The organism is Rahnella sp. BIGb0236, assembly GCF_004364755.1.
Lineage (GTDB): Bacteria > Pseudomonadota > Gammaproteobacteria > Enterobacterales > Enterobacteriaceae > Rahnella > Rahnella victoriana.
In genome coordinates this window covers 47,391-63,419 of record NZ_SOAO01000002.1, presented here as the reverse complement: position 1 = coordinate 63,419, position 16,029 = coordinate 47,391, and the positions used below count along the sequence as shown (strand labels likewise).

Sequence of the window (16,029 nt, the reverse complement as noted above, 5' to 3'; positions counted from 1 at the left end):
AATCTGACTCAACGATTTATGTAACGGCACTTGATGGCTTGCTGACGGTTTTTTTCACGCCAGGCCTCAAGATTGATCAGGGCATTACCATGACGTTCCATTACAACAGTTTGCATTTGACCTGTTTTTCGGTTTTTGCGTTGCTGGGTGATAGTGGTCGAAGGCGTCGGTGCAAGCAGGACAACGCCGTTAGCGATCCACTTTTCGAGGACAGCGGAGCTGATGCCGTTAATTGCAGCAAAATCTTTTTTAGAGATTGTAGGGGAGTTAGCTAGTGTGGTCAGTTGCAAACTTATTGAGTTCACAATAGTTGCAGACAGGGCAGACTCCAAGGCCGGCAGGAGTTGGGAAACAACAGAGTTTAATAGTTCCTTAGAAACGGATTTCTTATCAATGGTCGCTTGAATTGCATTCTGATCAGACATAAAGCAAAATCTCCCTTTGAGCAGTTTGAGTTCTACTGTGTAACATGTGGTGTGTTGTCACTTTAGAATACAAATATAGATTTGTAAAATGCTTTTGTATTTTTTCAGGTGGGCAATGTCTGAATCCAAACCTAATGCGTCGGAAGTACTTGATCGTTTATCTTCTTCTTATGGCGTCAAAACACAGAAAGAGTTGGCTGTGTGTCTGGAAATCTCTCCTGGCAACGTCAGCGCATGGGTGCAGAGGGGCAGCGTTCCCGGCAACGCCATCATCAAATGCGCATTAGATACTGGTGCAGACCTCAAGTGGCTAGTAAGTGGTTTGTTTGCAAATGCAAATGCAAATGCAAATGTGAAAAATACTAATGTCTCAAAAAGTACGAGAGCTGACCGCGGCAAGACATTGTTAAAAAAAATGTTATCAGCGGGTGGGAAGTCAGTTCTTAAACGAATTTTGGACGCTTACGGTTTCACTACTCAAAAAGAATTAAGCGAATATTTAGAGATTTCTACAGGAACGATAAGCACATGGGTTCGTAGGGAATATTTTCCTGGCGATGTAGTGATTACCTGTGCATTAGATACAGGTGCTTCACTTGAATGGCTTGCTACGGGTGAGATGAATACTGAATCGCAGGAAAAGTCTGCAACCTCAGGAATACCAACTATCTCAAAAAAAATGCTTGTGGCAGGCAAGCTTGATGATGACGGTTTTTGCTACATCGATGAGTCATTTGTCCCTGATGGAGTGGATTTCAAAAGCCTGAACTATGTCCGTAGTGGAAAATCAGCATGGCTTATAGAAATGGGCGTTAACGAAATATCAAATGGATCATGGCTGTTAGATATTGATGGTACGTTGGATGTCTATGCTATTTCTCGTCGTCCTGGCAACAAATTGCGTATCAGCGGTCATGATGGTGACTTTGAGTGTTTAACAAATGAAGTAACAGCAAAAGGATTAGTGGTTGTCATTTTACAAAATTCCATATAGAAGGTGATCTTAAAAGATAAATTATTTGTTACTTTTATCTTTCTTTAAAAGAAACCTTTAAAGGTGGTAGTAGCGAGTGCAACTTTCTAATGAATACATAGCCACTCGCTTCAAATTAAAAATCATTTTCTTTTGATTTTCTAAGTTTGTGCAGTACAAGTGAAATTATTGGCTTCTCTATTGCGTGGAATGAAAAGTTGGGACGAGTAGAGGTCGACAAAATTAGTTACAGGTTGATGTTTTTTGCAAAATAGAAAAACTAAATACTGTCATGAAATGGTCTGATTTCAAAAATCATTGCCAGTCAACTTCGATAATTCCGGTATCACTCACTCCTGTGAGGAAACGAATGAATAACGAGTTTTGATAGCCTAATTGGCCTCTAAATGCTGCAAGCTTAGATAAATCTTTGAAGCTATCCTCACGATTTGTTGATTTCTTTATCTCTATAGCCAGTAAGTTTTCATTTGTCATTCGCCTATGAATTATAATGTCTGGAACAACATTGCGCTCTAATGCCTCTCCAGTCGGAGAAACTGCATAGACCAGTCTTTTTACAACTTCCATATTGCGGTTGTACTCGCAGTCTATGTTCCAAGTTGGGAAACTCTGAGCTAACTTTATCGCTAAGTGATGCGATATTGCCTGCTCACTGGCATCATTTTGAAGAAGCAACCTTTGCTCAGCGACAAACTCACCAAGTAAATGCCTAATATCCACCCCGTCAATGTTCATATGTCAACCCTAAGTCATATAATATGCTATTACGATTTTATTGTGCATCGTAGGAGAATTCTCTCATATGCACAATTTTTTTAAACAATACTTGAAAAGCTTTGACGTATTTATGATCGGTGTAACTATATTACCCAATGCAAAAAGTGAACGATGCTGCACCATCATCCAATGCTAAATCATCACCATTTAGCGTTATTGCTTTAGGGAGGTTTTTAAGTTCTAGAATATCGCCAAAAACTTCTTCGAATGCGCTACACTTTCGTTCATTAGAATTGGAATTCTTCCCAAGTTCTCGAAAGACACATGCTGTTGCGAAATTTCCTATAATATCTGCCGCTTGAATTAAAAATGAGTCTTCATCGTTACAGATAACAATATCGTCAAGCTCAATTTGTGGGGCGTTTGGAAATTGTTTATCCCTGTACGCTTTAAGGGCTGACACTAGAGGTAATTGGCTAGAGAACGAATGTCCGTGCATCTGTATATCAGAAGAGTTCAAACCATCAAAAAATACGTGGCGATCAATCTGAATCAAAGTAGACCCACCAGAACACTTATTCGCAGCAATTCTCTGATAGGTAAACATCGGTGCTGCGATTTTTTTTGAGGCATCAGTTATTACAGCGTCTGTTATCCCTGCCTTAGCGAAGGCACCACCAACTAACGTCTCGCAAAAGATGTCAAATTCGGACTTCCAGTCTTGTCCGAGTAATGTGCAACAAGCGAACCCCTCACCTGCCTCGAGCGTCAACCTAATCAATTTCAAGAAGTCAACGTATGAGCTATGTTTCTTGCGTTTATAATCTTTACCATGAAAGCTCTTCAGATTAGCTTGGCTAAGTATTTGAGCCGCTTTAATTTCGAAGTTTTCCAGTAATGGGTAATCGATAGACACCATTGTCCATCCTGAACAACCAGCATTCATGGTCGCTGTATCATCGATACCAGTAGCAAAAGTAGGCAAATGCATCTCCTGTAGTGTTAAGCGCTGTCTGCGATGGAAAAACAAATGAATTCGCATTTTATAACATGCTGCATCTTGTCCAATTAAATTATTAAAACTTCTTTTAACAAATATAAACCTCATTAAAATAACGCTAATACTCTTGTTTTTCAATAGCTTTTCAAGCAGTTTCTGAAAGTGGTTGGCGCTGAATTCATGTTAAAAATATATCACACACTATGATTTTACTAAAGAACAGCAGTAACTTCACGGTACAAACCGAAACGTATAATGAAAGTGGCATAATTACAGGAAGATACAATACTCCGCTTTTAGTATTATTCTAATGAAGTGTGGAAAGTCACTAAATTTATAAGTGCGGGGCCGACTTGCAAGTCACTGAGTGCACGAAGAAAGCAATGCTCTTTAAATAATGACTACCCTCGGAGGGTACTCATTATTGAGGGCACTTAACCGCCATTTCGTCGCCATTGTCTACATTAACTTATTGAAATAATTGGGTTTTATAAGTATTCGGTCTTTTTTTTGTCTGTTTTTTAAATCAATCACTTATCATTAAAACAATCACTTACATCACTTACATCACTTACATCACTTACATCACTTACATCACTTCCTGTTACCTTCAGTGCTACTCATTTGGACTTCCTGCCGCCACTTTTTCCAAACTGATTTTATCCCGCGGATTCGCTGCAGCATATCGATAAGAAGAGAGTGCCTTTTCAGTGAGAGCTGATGCCTGCAATTACAGCGATTTGCATTGCAACATAATAATAACAATCCTATAAATAATAGCTCTACTTATTGAATTGGATGTTTTATGACTGTTCTGATTAAAAAGTTACTCCCTTCAGAGTGGGAAAGCGCATTCCCGATCATTGCTCAACTACGAAACCTCACCCAAGACGAATTTTTAAGAAGCGTGAGAGTTCAAACTCTGAATGGGTATGAGCTCGTTGCCGCTACCCTTGAAGGAAGAATTATCGGTGTGATGGGCATAAGACCCGTCCACACGCTGGCACGAGGTTCTCATCTGCATATTGATGATCTGGTCGTGGATGAGAAGGATCGCCACTCGGGAACCGGCAGGTTACTTCTCGATTTCGCTGTCAGTGAGGCTAAAAGCAGAGAGATGAATTTTGTTTTTCTTGATGCAAGGAAAGAAGCAATTCCCTTCTATGAAAGGAATGATTTCATTTTCCACGCTTCTCCTTCAATGAAAAAGATCCTTTAATTTCCCCATCCGAAGGCATGTTCCGTCCCATGATCTGGCAATGGCATTGAACATGCCTGATTGTTGTCACCCTGATTCCCCTTAATCTCCATGCTGTCCACCAAAGGAGACATATGCTGATTTATCACGTTTTTGGCCGTTATCTCGGCGTTAAGAAAGTGTCTGGTGGCTGGCAGGTTTTCCGTGCCGATATGGCCGAGAGAAAATTTTCACGGCTTTACGACATCATCATTCCCGATGATATGACGGAGGATGAGATCCCCGGTTGGTTCGGCGATATCTTTCATGAGTCAGCGAGTGAACGCTTTCCGGATGTGAAACGGGTTGAGTGATGACGTACGTATGGCAATAAAACTTTCCGCTATCTTCTTGATCATGGTTGTAAAAGCGATTTCTTCTCATTTGCAGGCTGACGGATAGCGTTGTAACGTTGAGGCTCCGCCACAATGATGAGGAAAGGAAAATGAAAGCTGCTGTTGTTAATAAAGACCACTCTGTGGGCGTCGTTGAGAAGACTCTGCGTGACCTGGAACATGGTGAAGCACTTTTAGAAATGGAGTGCTGTGGTGTTTGTCATACCGATCTGCATGTGAAAAACGGCGATTTTGGTGACAAAACAGGCGTTATCCTGGGTCATGAAGGGATTGGTATCGTTAAGAAAATTGGCCCCGGAGTGACGGCTCTTAAAGTTGGCGACCGCGCCAGCGTCGCCTGGTTCTTCAAAGGTTGCGGGCACTGTGAATATTGTACTACCGGCAACGAAACACTCTGCCGCGATGTGGTAAACGCCGGTTACACGACTGACGGCGGCATGGCAGAAGAGTGCATTGTGTCCGCCGATTATGCGGTGAAAGTGCCGGATGGTCTGGAATCTGCAGCAGCGAGCAGCGTGACCTGCGCGGGCGTGACCACCTATAAGGCCGTTAAAGTCTCCGGTATTCAGCCGGGCAAATGGATCGCGATTTACGGTCTGGGTGGCTTAGGGAATCTGGCTTTGCAATACGCGAAAAATGTATTCAACGCCAAAGTTATTGCTATTGATGTTAATGATCAGCAACTGGAATTTGCCGCTGAAATGGGCGCGGATCTGACCATTAATATGCTGAAAGACGATGCGGCAAAAATTATTCAGGAAAAAGTGGGCGGCGCGCATGCTGCTGTTGTGACCGCCACAGCGAAATCCGCATTTAACTCCGCAGTGGATGCAATGCGTGCCGGTGGCCGTATTGTCGCTGTTGGTTTACCGCCTGAATCAATGAGTCTCAATATTCCTCGTCTGGTTCTGGACGGTATTCAGGTCGTCGGTTCACTGGTCGGCACGCGTGAAGATCTGGCTGAAGCATTCCAGTTCGCCGCCGAAGGCAAAGTGGTGCCGAAAGTGACCAAACGTCCTCTTGGCGATATCAATGCCATTTTCAAAGAAATGGAACAAGGTAAGATCAAAGGCAGAATGGTGATCGACTTTACGCACAAGTAAGGTTTGCACAATATCGGGTGGCGTTGCTGAGGATGATGGCGGCGTCACTCTGTTATTTGTATTCAGATAAAAAAAAAGCCCGCTCGGGGCGGGCTGAAAGGGGTAATGCGAGGGTCTTACACACTATGAAGGACAGTTCACAGTGGACACAGGAGAAGAAACATCGTCTTCGGATATAAAAGTAACAAACTCAATGTCTATTTATGTCAAAGCTAAGTAAGGTTATCCCCTGACTTGTAACCCCGTCAGAACATTATTTACTCAGGCGCTATACTCGACTTATTATTTTCGCAAAATCAGGGTACTGCTGAAACGGAACAGTACGTAAAGGAGAGTTATGCGATATTGGGTGAGTCTTATTGTGGTACTGGGCATCGCTTATTTCTGTGCGCCCTGGCTTAATCGTCACATTCCCTCTGAATATAATCCCTTTACGCCGCTGGCCATTTCGGATCCGCCAAATCTCATTACCCGCTACAAATTAAGGAAGCTGGATAATAATCCGCAGGCATGTCTGGCGGTGCTTGAGCGTGCGCAGAAAGCGGGTGCCATCAGGTTCAATAGCGCGGGGGATATGGGCGGTAAATGTCCGCTGACGGATCCTGTGCGTGTGCGCGGATTGGGTGACGTCTCCCTGAGTTCAAGTTATCTGGCGAGCTGCCGCCTTGCACTCAGCAGTGCGATGTTTGTGTCTCAGGTGGCAAAACCGCTGGCTGTCGAGCAATTAGGTTCGCCGCTGGTGCGTATTGACCATCTGGGCAGTTATGCGTGTCGTAATGTGTACAACAAGCCTGACGCAAGGCTAAGTGAACATGCTACGGCTGAAGCATTGGATATTGCCGGATTCGTGCTGGCAGACGGGCGTCATTTAACGGTGCTGAAACAATGGCCGCAGGACAGTGCGGAAGGCCGGTATGTGCATCAGATATTTTCTGAAAGCTGTCCGTTTTTTGGAAATTCTATCGGACCGGATTATAACGCAGCGCATGCCAATCACTTTCACCTCGGCATGCGCTGGTTTGGATTTTGTCGCTAGGCCATTAATCCACTAAATAGCGTTCAACCAGACGGGTCCAGTAGGCCACGCCGAAACTCAGGCTCTCATCATTGAAGTTGTACGCCGGATTATGCAGAACCGCGCTGTCCCCGTTCCCCAGGCGCAGGAAGCAACCGGGTTTTTGCTGCAGGAAATAGGCAAAGTCTTCACTGCCGGAAATAGGCGGCAGATTATCGACCACGTTCTCCTCACCCAGCAGTTCCTTTGCCACTTCCACCGCAAAAGCCGTTTCCTGGTCATGATTCACCAGCACCGGATAACCGGGCACATACTCAATTTCTGCGCGCGCGCCATAACCGGCGGCATGATGTTCCACCAGCGTGCGGATACGTTCTTCCAGAATTTTACGTACCTGCGGATCAAATGAACGCACACTCATCTCAAGACGGGCGGTTTCAGGGATCACATTAGCGGCATGCCCGGAGTGCAAAGAGCCGATAGTCACAACAGCTGTTTCATTCGGGTCAATATTGCGCGAAATAATGGATTGCAGCGCGACGACCAGACTGCTGGCCACCAGAATAGGGTCAACGGTCATATGCGGACGGGCGGCATGGCCACCTTTACCATGAACGGTGATGTTCACCGTGTCGCACGCCGCCATAAAAGGACCTGGCCGGAACATCATTTTACCCACCGGATAGCCGGGATGATTGTGCAACCCGTAAACGGCATCGCAAGGGAATCGCTCAAACAGTTGTTCGGCCAGCATGCGCTCGGCCCCGCTGTTAAAACCAATTTCTTCGGCTGGCTGGAAAATCAGATTAACGGTACCCGAGAAGTTTTTGCTGCGTGCCAGCTGTTCTGCGGCACCCAGCAGCATTGCGGTATGTCCGTCGTGGCCGCAGGCGTGCATTTTCCCCGGAGTCTGACTGGCATAACTGACGCCGGTTTGCTCAGTGATCGGCAGGGCATCCATATCAGCGCGGATACCGATACGGCGTGAACCGCTGCCCAGAGTCAATGAACCCACCACCCCGTATCCGCCAATGGCGGTGGTAACCTGATAACCGAGGGCTTGCAATTTATCAGCGACCAGCGCGGCCGTGGCTGATTCTTTATTAGACAGTTCAGGATGCTGGTGCAGGTGTTGGCGAACTTTACGTAACTGAGGAAGGAGATCAGCCACGTCAGCGATGGTGCAAAGTGATTTATTATTCATTATGAGGATCTGTGTTTGCCTGAAAGAAATCCGGCCATACAGACCGGTGCCACGTCATTACCTTTGACAGAATGCAATGTGGAATCGCGGCTGGCAATCAATTAATCGGGGTTTAAAAAGGGTTGTTGAATTTATGGAATGTACAATTTAATAACGTTATGTAATTGATGTAACGAGTTAAATTTTTTACGTGACGTTACGCAATAAATTATTTTGCCTGTGGACGATAAACGCGGTGACTTATAAGGTTGCGGTGTGGGGAAAGCAGTTCGGCAATATGAAATATCAGGCAAATGGTTATCCATCTACCTGATAAGGGTCGCAGACATGGTGTTGAGTGCGGGTACTGAAATGCGGGGTTCAGGCAGGCATATAACTGATTGAGTGCTCCAGAGAGTCGCACTGAGAGTCGATAAGGACGCTCCATATCCCTTTATAGGGGATCCCCACATAGGCAGTATTTTGATCGTTTACCGTCAAAATATCGCCGAAACCTGAGTGACGTCCTTTTCGCCCAACATCATTTTCACACATCAGATGAATGTGACATTTTTCTGAACAACGGATGACGACGGTGTCGCCACCAAACAGACTCAATCTGGCTCGAACGATAGGCATGACTTCCCCCAATGAGATAAAGCACCTGAAATACGCTGTAACCGAACACTGCCAGGTTATACGTCACCCAGACCGGGAGTGATATTGGTCACATAACGCTCTGGAATCTATAAAACCAGACTAAAGAGGGGGGAATAATGACTTTAATCAAAACTTGCAGGAATCTTTCAAAGATTAATTATTCACCAGACTGATGCATGTAAAAGAAAATGATCCTGTTTTAACGAAACGCGTCAAAATGTAATTATGAGGTTATCGGAGAGTGGGAAATGACAGCGGACGGTAACATGTGCAGCCTCTCATCGTGCATAGCGAAGAAGTGTATTCATTCGTTACAGAGTAATAAATTAGCTGCTTTTTCTTTCACAAGCTGACACCCTATAGAAGTATGGCATGTGCGTACGCTTGAAATTGATTATTATCGGATTTTTTACCGTCTCACACGCCCATTTTTGCGGGTGATGAAAAAAAAGCGTGCGCTACACTTTCTCATTTTATCCAGTTATAAGGGCATCGGATGAATTGCTCCGAAAAATTCAAATATCTCAGAAACTTCAGTGCGTTATCCCTGGTTCTGAATGCGTTTTTTAGCCTGCCGGTACATGCGGATGACGCGCTGTTACGGGCATGTGGTAATGCAAAAACGGCAAAAGACTGCCAGTTACCTTTCCAGCAGGGGCTTTCTCCTGTGCAGATGGGGTTATCCCGTGAGCCATTGTGGGGCTACGTCGATACCACCGGGCACATGGTGATCAAACCAGATTTCAGCGAAGTGCGCGGTTTTGCGAACGATCTGGCTGCGGCGAAAAAAGGTGACAAATTTGGCTATATCGATAAGAAAGGCCATTGGGTTATTGAGCCTCGCTTCACGCGCGCGACAGATTTTAATGCGCAAGGCACCGCACTGGTTGTGACAGACAATCGTCTGGCACTGATTGACCGCAAAGGCGCGGTGGTGAAAACACTGCCGTTCGCCGTTTCTCTGGATAGCCAGGGGTTTGTCGGCGGTCAGGCACTGGCCAGCGTGCAAACGCAGGTTTCTCCGGCGCTGTGGAATGCCTCCACCGACAGTTCCCTTTCCCTGCCTGATGATGTGATGGCAATTGATTTGCCTCAGTCAGGGCTGATCCCGGCGAAAAAACGTGACGCTTCGGATGAAGGTTACTGGGGATACCTTGACGAAAATGGTGAGTGGGCAATTGACCCGATGATCCTGAAAACCCGCGATGAGCCGCAGCTCGGCGGGGATGTCGTGGCGGTGAAAACGAAGAATGTCTGGGCGTTTGTGGATCGTCAGGGCGTATCACTCAGTAAAGAACAGTACAAATCGGTGCGTCCTCTGGCATCCGGCAGTTGGCTGGTCACGGCAGGCGACAACAGTAAGCAACTGCTGAACAGCAAACTGGAAAAAGTGCAGGATATCCCACAGGACCAGTCAGAGAATCTGCTCGTCTGGGGTAAAGCCACACTGGGGACGGGCAGTAAAGGTATCGTGATCATCGGTGCTGATAATCAGATTGCTTCGCTGAAAGTGAATAAGCCGCAAATTCTGCAACAAGGCAACCGCCTGTGGGTCATGCAGACAGAAGGCAAAACGCCGCAGGTCGCGCAGGTTTATGACAATAATGGCGTTGCACTGCTTAGTGATGCGACGCTGACGGCACTTAAAGATTATCAGTTACAGCCTCTCGACACCCTGCCTCTTACGGATGACCTCGGTACGTTGCCAGAGGCCAGCAGTGACGCGACGCACAGCCTGCCGTGGGCGGTTCTCACCCCGACGGACAACACCAAACCTCCTGCCATTCTTACCTCACAAGGGAATGTCCTTTCAGACCCTCAGTGGGCCTCTGTAGAGGGCAACACCACCCAGGCACCGCTTATCATCCACACGGAAGATAAAAAAGTGGGTGCTGTGGATGCGGCGGGGAAATGGGTCATCCAGCCGGTGTATACGCAAATCAGTCCGTTTAACGGCGATTACACCTGGGCCGTTGAAAACAACGGCACTGCCGATACCACCCGCCTGATTGACCGTAATGGCAATGCTGTGGATGTACCTGCAAATATTCAGAAAAGCGCTCAACGTCTGTCATCCGGCTTAGTGTTTTATACGGAAGGTGAGAAAGATACCCTGCGCTGGGGCTTGTGGGATATCGCGAGCAAAAGCATCAAAGCGGCACCTCAGTTTATTCAGGTGGAATCTTTTAATGACGGTTATGCCTTAGCGCAAACTGAGGCGGGCTGGGGAGTGATCGGAACCGACGGCAGTTGGGCGATCGCGCCTGAGGCCAGCCGTAGTGGTAAATTCCAGTATATCGGGCAGGGCATGTTTACCCTGTCTGATAATGATCAGCCGGGCGAACGCGGTGCCCTTGCCAGCCACTACAGCCTTTACAGTGCGGAAAACGGTCAGGTTATCGCCTCCGATTTGCTCTCAAGGCCGCAACTCGTGGGGCAAAATCACTGGCTGGTTCAGCCTTCACAAGGCGGTGTTGCCTTGCTGGACCGCACCGGACGTTTCCCTGTCAGCAAAGCCATTGTGGCGTCATCAAGTTCTGTTCAGGGTGACCGGGTCATGCTGGGTTTCTCCCCTCACTTTGGTGCGATCAATGCTCAGGGCGACTGGCAAATTCAGCCACTTTATACGGCCGCATTCCATTTCATCGCTCCGCTGAACCTCAGCCGTGCGGTGAGCGACGGACGTACTATGCTGATTAATGATCACGGTGCGGTGCCGTTAGACGGTTTCGAGCAGGCTCAGCCACTCAATTCACTGGCACGTCTGGTGATGAATGATGACGTGACCGGCGAAACCGTGCTTTACGACAATGACGGTAACGAGATCCAGCGCTTCGCCGGACCTGACAGCTTGCTTGCCGATAAAGCCAGTTCCGGTGTTATCCCGATGCGTGATAACAAAGGTCTGTACGGGTTTGTTGATCAGCAGGGTAAAAAAATGATCGGTTCGTACTTCGATCAGGTCGGTGCGATGAATAATAATTTTGCCACCGCCATGAAAAAATCGACCTATGGCAATCTGCTGGGATACATCAACACCACCGGTCGCTTCGCCATTTTGCCGAAGTTCGACTGGGCGGGTGATTTCAGCGAGAAGCATGCCTGGGCCGGAGGCAAGGGTGTGGTCAGTTTGCTGAATGCAGAAGGTGGCGTTCAGGCCAAAATTCAGGTGCGCTGTAATCAGCGTGTCATTGTGGATGCCAAGGGGGCTTATCTCTGGCCTGCCAAGGCTCCGGCATGTGGTACCGGAGGTAATTGATGATGGTCAGCAAACCTTCAAGGCTGCGAACTGCACTTCGTTGTGCGATGAATACCGGTAGCACACTGGCCTTATTGACGCTGACAACCTCCGCGATGGCGGCTGAACCCGCAGGTTGTGCCGCGCCGTTACCGGAGGCACAGGTTGAGGCACAGACGCGTAATGCGTTGCCTGTCGTACAGAATGTGTGCATACGGGATGTCCATGAAGGCCGGGCTGCCGTGCTTTTACCGGCCGCCGATGCGGCAGGTGAACGCTGGGGTTTTCTGGATAATCAGGGGCAACTGGTCATCAAACCTGTCTTTGAGCAGGTTGGTGATTACCACTACGGAGCCGCTGCCGCCATGCAGCAGGGCAAGTGGGGCTACATCGACTTGACAGGGAACTGGATGATTCAGCCAGCCTTTGACCATGTTCAGCCCTTCACTCAGTCAGGTATTGCGGTGGTGACCACTGGCGGTAAGCCGCAACTCATTGACCGCAAAGGTGCCCCGGTGGGTAAACCACTCGATGAGCTGGTGGATGAAGCTACCCTGAGCGATGGCATGCCTGCTCGCCTTGCCCTGTCGTTTAATAGTGTTCTGCTTTCTCCGGATGGCGTACGCCATGTCGCTACGGATAAAATGGAAGTCGTTGAGCCGTTCGGTTCAGATGACCTGTTTATTGCCTACAATGCCAGCAAAGGCTACGGCATTGTGGATGGTAATCTGACCTGGCGCGTTCAGCCTCAGTACGCCTCCATCAATCTTGATCCTCATAATCCTTCCGTTGCGCTGGCGAAAAATGCTGATGGCATAACGTTGATCCGCAGCGATGGTGTGCAGGATGACCAAAAGTATTTGTCGGTCAGTGAAGAAACGGGTGCTTTCTGGCTGGCTAAAACAGCTGACGGCATTAAGTTGCTCGATAATTCGGCTGCCGTTATCGCGACCTTCAGTGAAGCGAATGCCGGGGCGTTGCGTGTGTCTGGAGATTATGTTCTGGATCCGGCAACCAAAGACACGCTCACATTGTATGTTCCCGGACGTAAACAACCGCTGACCTTGCCCGCAGGCAGTGAACCCTGGCAGCAGGGCACGGGTGAGTTCTTAGTGACCACCAAAGGTGAGCAGAAAAAAGTGAACGCCATTGTGGCGCCTTCCAGCGGCATGATCGGCGGTTCACAAACCATAGGCTGGCTGGCGCAAATTGACAGTGCAGAAGTCATTAATCATCGCCTGTGGCTGCGTAATGAGCAGGGCGATGTGGTGAATGTAGTTGATGCAACCGGCAAGGCGTTACTGAATCCGAAGACCGTCAGCACCCTCGATCACAGCCGGATTGAACCTCTGAATGTCAGCAATGATGCCGCGACGCCACAATCCCCTCTGGCGCTGATTCGCCCGGAAACCGCAGACAGTAAAAATGGCGCAGGCTTCCTGCGTCCTGACGGCTCTCTCCAGCTGGACAGCAAATGGCAAGATATTGAGCCCGCAGACAGCAGTAATGAAATCGGGCAGTTTATTGTCAGAACGGCGGATGGCACCGGCGTGGTGGATGCGCAGGGCAAAATCGTTATCCCGCTGACGGAAGACAATATTTCGCCTTTCGTACAAGGTTATGCGCTGGATTATCTGGATGGCAAACTGACTGCGCTGGATCACGAGGGTAAGCATTATAACTTGCCTGATGTATTTGAAATCGAGTCTGTCGGCAACGGCTGGTTCCGCTATCGCGAAACTGCTGCAGAAGGCGCGCTGTGGGGCATCTATGATGTGCTCAGCCAGAAAACCGTTGTTCAGCCTTCGTGGCAGGATGTCGGTACTTACGCTGATGGCCTCGCTGCGTTTAAGACGCCGCAGGGCTTGTGGGGGATTGTCGACAGTCAGGGCAAAACAACCGTCGAAGCGAAGTATGCCAAAGTGCAGCGCATTAATGCCGCGCTGTGGTTGCTGACCCAGCCTGCGACGGCTGATCAGCCCGGATCAAGTGTCATCGCTGAAATCATCGGCAATGATGCGAAAGCGAGAATTGCGCCGACAGCAGGATTATCCGTCACCCAGTTCAGTGATGGCCGGATCCTGGCGTCGTCCGCCGCAGGGCAGTCGTGGCTGCTGGATGCGCAAGGCAATATTGAACTGCATGAGCAACAAACGCATATCAGCGCGCTTGGCGATTGGGTGAAATTATCCCGACAGCCGCAGCAAGGTTATGTCTCAGCGCAGGGTGAGTGGCAAATTCAGCCGGTCGTCGACACCCAGGGGTCGGCATTTGAACAAGATCGGGCATTACGGGCGACTCCCGCTGGCTATGAGCTTATCGATGCGAAAGGCGCGCGCGTTGCGGCAATGCCAGAAGGTAAATGGGTGATGCCGCCAGCCAGCGCCTGGTCGGTTTCTTACGATCCTCAGGACAATGCCCCGGCAACACGCTATGTCGACAACACCGGTAAACTGGTACTGACGGTACAAGGCCAGGCCAGCCGGATGGTGGGGGAGCGGGCAGTATTGACCCGCACCGACGGTTTGAAAACCTGGATCAACGGTCAGGGCCAGCAGAACGATGGCGTATCTTATGCTGATTTAGGTTTACCGGTCGACGGACTGGCCTTTGCCAAAGCAGACAACCATTACGGCTTTGTTGACGTGCAGGGTAATTTTGTCATTGCACCGCTTTTCAGTGCCGTATCGCCGTTTGACAGCGGGGTTGCCGTGGTCTCTACGTCAGCGATGTCGATGATGATCGACAAAACAGGTAAACCTCTTGCCCGGCTGGATAAAGAATGCGGTATCGCCGTGCTTTACGGTGCAGGCAGTGCGCGGCAGTGGCCGGCGACAATGCCGGATAACTGCAAACCTTAAGACGTTTTCCCGGCTTGCAAAACCCGCTACGGCGGGTTTTTTTGTGCTAATGTTTAACTGTTATGGCAGTGAACTATCTCAATTGAAAGGATAAATTATGATTCCGCAGATCCCACTTAAATACAGGGACGCAGAGCGCTGGTCGTTTGGTGATACCGAGTCGTCAGCAGACGAACTGGCTAAGCGTGTTATTGCAGGCACAAAAACAGCTACCTGTTCAAATCTCGATGATGATCCCGAACCTGAACCTGGCGAAATCTTTGTGGTGGTCGATGGGCGCAATAATCCGGTGTGTGCCGTACAGCTGACCGAAGTGAAACAAGTTCCTTTCGATCAGGTGACTGAGCAGCACGCCTGGGAAGAAGGGGAAGGTGACCGCACGCTGGCTTACTGGCGCGCTGAGCATCAGCGTTTCTTCGAAGAATACGATATGTTTGAACCGACCATGCCGCTGTTACTGATGAAGTTCCGCTTGGTTGAGAAGTTCTGATCCCACTTTTACGGCCTGATCAGGACGATCAGGCCTTACTTACCCCCGTCATATGATCAACCTGATGTTGTCGATCTGTCGTTCAGGAATATGTCATGTCAGTGAATTCAGTTAATCAGCGCGCGTTTGCAACACGTTCCGGAATACCTTATTTCAGCCAGTGGGAAGATCCCGATTGTGCCGCAGGCATTATCGCCGGGGATCTCCAGCTCAGCGATGTCACGTTATGGGCGCAGTCCGGCGCTTCAAACCAGCAGGAATTTATTGAATGGGCGAACCATGTTTGCGGAATGTGTTGCCTGAAAATGGTTCTGGCGGCAGTTTCCGGCAAAGTCGAGCCAATCCTGTCGCTGACGCAACGCAGCCTGGCGTATGGCGCTTACGTTCGTGAAGGGGACAATATTAAGGGGCTGATCTACGCGCCTTTTGTCGATTATGTGGGTCAGGAATTAGGGTTAACGGCGCGGGTACGGGTAGATATTTCAGCACAAGATATTGCAGGGGAGCTGGAACAGCACCGGTTCTTCATCGCCTCGGTGCATCCGTCGATTCGAATCCCTGATTCTGTGCCGCCTCGCAAAGGCGGGCATCTGGTTCTGGTCACAAGGGCCGATCAGGCGTCGGTGACTTTTCATAATCCATCGGGCCACGATGTGTCCACCCAGCAAGATGTCACCTTGCCCGTGGCGGTTTTCGGCCGATTTTTTGCCGGACGCGGTATTGCACTGGTCGAAAACGTGGACTGACCGC

General features: G+C 48.7%; 14 protein-coding genes. 9 read left to right on the top strand and 5 right to left on the bottom strand.

All coding sequences use genetic code 11. The annotated features are described in order from the left end of the window. Positions 1 to 8 precede the first annotated feature (8 nt). On the bottom strand, positions 9 to 425 hold the full coding sequence (locus EDF78_RS03635; RefSeq protein WP_133822585.1) for a hypothetical protein: 417 nt from the start codon (positions 423 to 425) through the stop codon (positions 9 to 11). A 115-nt stretch (positions 426 to 540) separates the two neighbouring features. Between EDF78_RS03635 and EDF78_RS03630 the strand changes: the two genes are divergently transcribed. Beyond that, positions 541 to 1,419 (top strand): helix-turn-helix domain-containing protein, encoded by an 879-nt coding sequence (locus EDF78_RS03630; RefSeq protein ID WP_133822584.1) that lies wholly within the window; start codon positions 541 to 543, stop codon positions 1,417 to 1,419. 294 nt (positions 1,420 to 1,713) lie between these two features. Here EDF78_RS03630 and EDF78_RS03625 read toward each other — a convergent pair whose 3' ends face one another. Continuing rightward, positions 1,714 to 2,154 carry a hypothetical protein gene (locus EDF78_RS03625; RefSeq protein WP_133822583.1) on the bottom strand — a complete coding sequence of 147 codons (441 nt, stop codon included), beginning with the start codon at positions 2,152 to 2,154 and terminating at the stop codon, positions 1,714 to 1,716. A 130-nt stretch (positions 2,155 to 2,284) separates the two neighbouring features. Next, positions 2,285 to 3,274, bottom strand: a complete 990-nt coding sequence (locus EDF78_RS03620) for a hypothetical protein (protein ID WP_133822582.1) — start codon at positions 3,272 to 3,274, stop codon at positions 2,285 to 2,287. Positions 3,275 to 3,941: 667 nt separating this feature from the next. On the opposite strand from EDF78_RS03620, the gene EDF78_RS03615 reads away from it, so the two are divergent. The 4 genes from EDF78_RS03615 to EDF78_RS03600 all read left to right on the top strand — a co-directional run bounded on the left by EDF78_RS03615 (position 3,942) and on the right by EDF78_RS03600 (position 6,868). Beyond that, positions 3,942 to 4,355 (top strand): GNAT family N-acetyltransferase, encoded by a 414-nt coding sequence (locus tag EDF78_RS03615; protein ID WP_133822581.1) that lies wholly within the window; start codon positions 3,942 to 3,944, stop codon positions 4,353 to 4,355. A gap of 113 nt (positions 4,356 to 4,468) precedes the next feature. After that, positions 4,469 to 4,687, top strand: coding sequence for a hypothetical protein (locus tag EDF78_RS03610; protein WP_133822580.1), 219 nt, complete (start codon positions 4,469 to 4,471; stop codon positions 4,685 to 4,687). A gap of 131 nt (positions 4,688 to 4,818) precedes the next feature. Then, a complete protein-coding gene (gene adhP / locus EDF78_RS03605) occupies positions 4,819 to 5,832 on the top strand; it encodes an alcohol dehydrogenase AdhP (protein ID WP_095921407.1) in 1,014 nt (337 codons plus the stop codon). A gap of 337 nt (positions 5,833 to 6,169) precedes the next feature. Continuing rightward, positions 6,170 to 6,868: an extensin family protein gene (locus EDF78_RS03600; protein WP_133822579.1), complete on the top strand. Its 699-nt coding sequence runs from the start codon at positions 6,170 to 6,172 to the stop codon at positions 6,866 to 6,868. A gap of 4 nt (positions 6,869 to 6,872) precedes the next feature. On the opposite strand, the gene EDF78_RS03595 is transcribed toward EDF78_RS03600, so the two are convergent. Further along, the gene (locus tag EDF78_RS03595) at positions 6,873 to 8,051 is read right to left on the bottom strand and encodes a M20 aminoacylase family protein (RefSeq protein ID WP_133822578.1); all 1,179 of its coding nucleotides are present in this window, start codon (positions 8,049 to 8,051) and stop codon (positions 6,873 to 6,875) included. A gap of 360 nt (positions 8,052 to 8,411) precedes the next feature. After that, positions 8,412 to 8,669, bottom strand: a complete 258-nt coding sequence (locus tag EDF78_RS25715) for a DUF1883 domain-containing protein (RefSeq protein WP_119826331.1) — start codon at positions 8,667 to 8,669, stop codon at positions 8,412 to 8,414. 517 nt (positions 8,670 to 9,186) lie between these two features. Here EDF78_RS25715 and EDF78_RS03585 point away from each other — a divergent pair. The 4 genes from EDF78_RS03585 (at position 9,187) to EDF78_RS03570 (ending at position 16,025) form a co-directional block, all read left to right on the top strand. Next, complete coding sequence (locus EDF78_RS03585) at positions 9,187 to 11,949, top strand: WG repeat-containing protein (RefSeq protein ID WP_133822577.1); 2,763 nt, start codon at positions 9,187 to 9,189, stop codon at positions 11,947 to 11,949. Then, positions 11,949 to 14,789, top strand: a complete 2,841-nt coding sequence (locus tag EDF78_RS03580; protein WP_133822576.1) for a WG repeat-containing protein — start codon at positions 11,949 to 11,951, stop codon at positions 14,787 to 14,789. The genes EDF78_RS03585 and EDF78_RS03580 overlap by 1 nt, the downstream gene beginning before the upstream one ends. Positions 14,790 to 14,889: 100 nt before the next feature. After that, entirely contained in the window at positions 14,890 to 15,279 is a 390-nt protein-coding gene (locus tag EDF78_RS03575; protein ID WP_205948389.1) for an ASCH domain-containing protein, read from the top strand. Between the two features lie 95 nt (positions 15,280 to 15,374). After that, the gene (locus EDF78_RS03570; RefSeq protein WP_095921414.1) at positions 15,375 to 16,025 is read left to right on the top strand and encodes a hypothetical protein; all 651 of its coding nucleotides are present in this window, start codon (positions 15,375 to 15,377) and stop codon (positions 16,023 to 16,025) included. Positions 16,026 to 16,029 lie beyond the last annotated feature (4 nt).